Raw genomic sequence first — 3,527 nt, forward strand, 5'->3', positions numbered from 1 at the left:
TTTTGCCGTTTTTGCCAAAAATTATCAAGGCTCTTATTTTGGCAATAGTATTGTTTCCTCTTTTTTCCCTACCGATTGGGTTAAATCGGAATTATTGGAAACTTTCCGGGAGATCCGTTGAAATCTTCCCTTGGGGGGAGATTTCCCCTACCGATTGGGTTAAATCGGAATTATTGGAAACCATGAATCAGGGGTTCTATGCTACTTTTAAGCCGCCATCCCTACCGATTGGGTTAAATCGGAATTATTGGAAACACAGTTCATGTGCAGGGCACACTGCCGACAGTAGAGCCCTACCGATTGGGTTAAATCGGAATTATTGGAAACAAGGTGATGTCTATGGTGCCTGATAGGAATTCGCCCTACCGATTGGGTTAAATCGGAATTATTGGAAACGCGTTTCTTTTGGTTTCTTTCAAAAAAGAAAAAAACCAACCCTACCGATTGGGTTAAATCGGAATTATTGGAAACCAAAAGATAGTACCTGAAACTGTGTTGATTATTGAAATAACGTAGTTTCAGGTATTTTCAATTATTGATAAAAATCAAATAATGAAAACAAGCGATAGCGAAGCGCTCCGTAGGAATCGCCCTCCGTCCAAGAAGTTGCGATAGTGAAGCGCTCCGCAGGAATCGCCCAAACCATTTATCAAGGCTAATATCATCATGACACAAATAGAGAAAACCAACGATAGCTTGCGTGGCGAAGCCATAGACCAAAGTTACTGCACACGTTTTAGCGATGGTGTCAGTGGAATGAGTGTAACAGCTTTAGCTCAATTCTGTGGAGTAGATAAGCCAGCAATCACACAACTGCTAAACCAAATAAGTGATTCTGACCCGTTCACGAATGATCTAAAAATTTCGCTGAAACCCTATGCTGGTAATGACTGGAGGCTGTTAACGAATGAACCTTCCGGCAGAGTTTTCATTATTGACGAAGTTTGTCATGCAGTTTTGGAATATTACGCACTGGAGGCAAGAAAGTATAAGGGCAAACAAATAGCGGTTAACAATTATCGCATGATTGCCAAAGCTGGGTTAAGGGTCTTTATCTGGTCACAAACTGGGTACTCCCCAATTAATCCAAGCTCTCAGGGAATAATCAGCAAAGAAGAATTATCAGCAATGATCACCACCGCTATCGAAAAATCCCTGACTCCCATCACCCAACAACTCAGTGAGATTCAAGAGCAAATTCAATTAGTCCCCGGTGTTAAACCCAAACGTCCCTGGATTCTGCCAGCTTCCACGCCACAGGAAGAAGTGCCACCAGATTATGTACAGATTGAAGACGGTTCTTGGCTTTCTCCCGAAGGTTATCAATCCATACTGAGACAAAGCAGACGGTCTTTACCTTGGGATGTCCGCAGACTTGATGGTTCTTACTAGGTATTGTATTGGGGCAGTTCTGGTAACTGCCTCGTAATTCTTTAGGGAAAACTGATTTGGGGGGTAATAGCAAAGCACTCCTGCAAGCAGTTCGCTTTGTTCACCCCAGATAAGGATACTGTGGCGGTTTAGTTTTCAGTAGTTCCGCCCAGTATTTTACAGCATTGCATTTGGTGGTTTCTATGTCGCGTTGTTTGTGAACCCTGCCAATTTCTACTAGATAGTATGTCAGTTTAATAGCAGTAAATAAATGAATAAATCCCACTGCTTTAAAATGCTGTAAAAATAAATGTACGATAATTTGTAATTTCTGTTTATGTCGAAAATGCAGCCACCATTGCATTTGATGTATGGCAATACTATTCTGATAATTTAATATAGTTTCCACTGCAATTAGTTTATCTTTAACTTGATCATAAAACTGCATTTCTCTATCATAATCACCCGCTTGATTAGCTAAATCAGCATCATCAGCTAATTGATAGGCTTCACTGATTAATTTACCAGCAGTTTCTGACTGTTCCTGATTATAACCAAGTTTTGTATAGATACCAGCAGCGGCATTTGCTAATTCTGTAAACTCCTCAGCATCATGTAACCAATATATCTGTGCTTGCAGTTCCCCTAATGTCATTGCTAAATCGTAATTCATAGTTTCTTCTAAGAATGTCCAAAAGGTTGACCCCACAAATTCCACATTTCCTTATTGAAAGGCGATCGCCACATCTGAATCATCTTTTGTTCTAATGCTTGACGTGGTTTTCTATCTACCGGAGCATCCCACCAAAAACCAATATTAACCGCCGTCGTTATATCATAGCGATAATGTAATTCTTGATAACTGCTAATATAATCTTTACAGCCGTGAGTGTTTTTCCAACGTTTATGACTTTGGCAGGTTTCCCCAACATAAAGCAATATTTCAGCAGCAGAATCAATCACAAAATATAGAGCTGCTTGTCCATGATTATCTGGCATTCTATAAAATGCCATTGATTGTAATTGTAGTTTAAAAGGGTTAATCTCTTCAGGATTACAGTGAGAAGATGGAGTATCAAACAAATTTACCTGCTGTGGTGGTTCAGTGTTTCTAATGCGCTGCTGGTAAGTAAATACCCGTGATTTCCATTACTGTAAAGCTTCAGCATCCATCACTGGTTTTTGATTTCTTAATGTTTTGTATTCGGCGTTTGAAAATAAACTAAGTTGTTCCATTTACAGGTATGATTGATTTGAGATTTACCCGAAGAAAATTATGATAGCAAAGCACTACTACAAGAAGATCGCTGTAGTTGCCTCAAACCCATGAAAATCTTTGACTTTTTTAAACCCAAGCCAGCCCAACCAACTATTGACACCTACGGACAAGCGAGTAGTGGCATTAAAGAAGAGCAGATTCAACCTGTGATGGAATGGCTGTTTGCTAGTCTATTGAATGCTGGGTACTTCGGTAAGTCTCACTTAATTTGGTACAACAGCGATAATGATAGCTCAGACACCAGTGTAGAATCAGAGATAAAGAAAGCTATGCGCCGGGACGAGCCAGTTTTTTTATATCGTTGTGGTGGTAGGGTTTTGTTAGCTCCTAATGGATATTACTGGAGGATGATGGACGAACATCCATCAATGCGGATTTACCAGTTAGAAGTTAAACAGGATTAGCTGTTGTTGCCTCCTTTTTTATGTTTGGAATGTAGAATAAAATTCTTGATTTCCTCAACAGGATAATCATTCTCGATCATTATTTTGACTTGTGGCACTATTCGAGCAGGTGTAGCTAAACTACGGTTTTTCCATTCTCCATCAATCTTGATTTCATAATAATACCCCCATCGCCAATGCAGATGATTTAAAGGATCTCTTTCACCACTTACTTTAGGATAAGTAGCAATTGTACCGTCCTTGAGTTTTTTATTTTCTATAAATGGTGCAAGACTGCCAGAAGCAATTTTTTTCTTTTTCGTGAGGGAAATTTCTGCACCTGTGGATAATTGATTTTCCCCTACGAATTTCTCAGTCCCGTCATTCGTGAGGGAAATTTCTGCACCTGTGGATAATTGATTTTCCCCTACGAATTGTTCAGTCTCATCATTCGTGAGAGAAACTTCCGCACCTGTGGATAAGTTATTTTCCCT

At 39.7% G+C, this 3,527-nt stretch carries 4 protein-coding genes, 1 pseudogene and 1 CRISPR repeat array; of the genes and pseudogenes, 2 read left to right on the top strand and 3 right to left on the bottom strand.

Features of this window, described 5'->3' with window-relative positions:
• The first annotated feature begins 66 nt into the window (after positions 1-66).
• A CRISPR array of direct repeats spans positions 67-471; the repeat unit is 36 nt; unit sequence CCCTACCGATTGGGTTAAATCGGAATTATTGGAAAC.
• A 195-nt stretch (positions 472-666) separates the two neighbouring features.
• Positions 667-1,392 carry a hypothetical protein gene (locus FJR06_RS11180; protein WP_168651443.1) on the top strand — a complete coding sequence of 242 codons (726 nt, stop codon included), beginning with the start codon at positions 667-669 and terminating at the stop codon, positions 1,390-1,392.
• Positions 1,393-1,492: 100 nt separating this feature from the next.
• Here FJR06_RS11180 and FJR06_RS11185 read toward each other — a convergent pair whose 3' ends face one another.
• A complete protein-coding gene (locus FJR06_RS11185) occupies positions 1,493-2,044 on the bottom strand; it encodes a hypothetical protein (RefSeq protein WP_168651444.1) in 552 nt (183 codons plus the stop codon).
• An 8-nt stretch (positions 2,045-2,052) separates the two neighbouring features.
• A complete protein-coding gene (locus FJR06_RS11190; protein ID WP_254434414.1) occupies positions 2,053-2,454 on the bottom strand; it encodes a GIY-YIG nuclease family protein in 402 nt (133 codons plus the stop codon).
• Between the two features lie 243 nt (positions 2,455-2,697).
• Here FJR06_RS11190 and FJR06_RS11195 point away from each other — a divergent pair, with 243 nt between their 5' ends.
• Positions 2,698-3,054, top strand: a complete 357-nt coding sequence (locus tag FJR06_RS11195) for a hypothetical protein (protein ID WP_168651445.1) — start codon at positions 2,698-2,700, stop codon at positions 3,052-3,054.
• Here the strand turns inward: FJR06_RS11195 and FJR06_RS11200 are convergent.
• Positions 3,051-3,527, bottom strand: a pseudogene (locus tag FJR06_RS11200) (hypothetical protein); the annotation flags it as partial. The gene FJR06_RS11195 and the pseudogene FJR06_RS11200 overlap by 4 nt on opposite strands.

The organism is Dolichospermum sp. UHCC 0352 (assembly GCF_009711925.1).
Lineage (GTDB): Bacteria > Cyanobacteriota > Cyanobacteriia > Cyanobacteriales > Nostocaceae > Dolichospermum > Dolichospermum lemmermannii.

What these genes read in the sequence shown, in the direction of transcription:
- FJR06_RS11185 (WP_168651444.1), bottom strand. Translation starts at nt 2,044, where the DNA reads ATGAATTACGATTTAGCAATGACATTAGGGGAACTGCAAGCACAGATA.
- FJR06_RS11195 (WP_168651445.1), top strand. Translation starts at nt 2,698, where the DNA reads ATGAAAATCTTTGACTTTTTTAAACCCAAGCCAGCCCAACCAACTATT.
- FJR06_RS11180 (WP_168651443.1), top strand. Translation starts at nt 667, where the DNA reads ATGACACAAATAGAGAAAACCAACGATAGCTTGCGTGGCGAAGCCATA.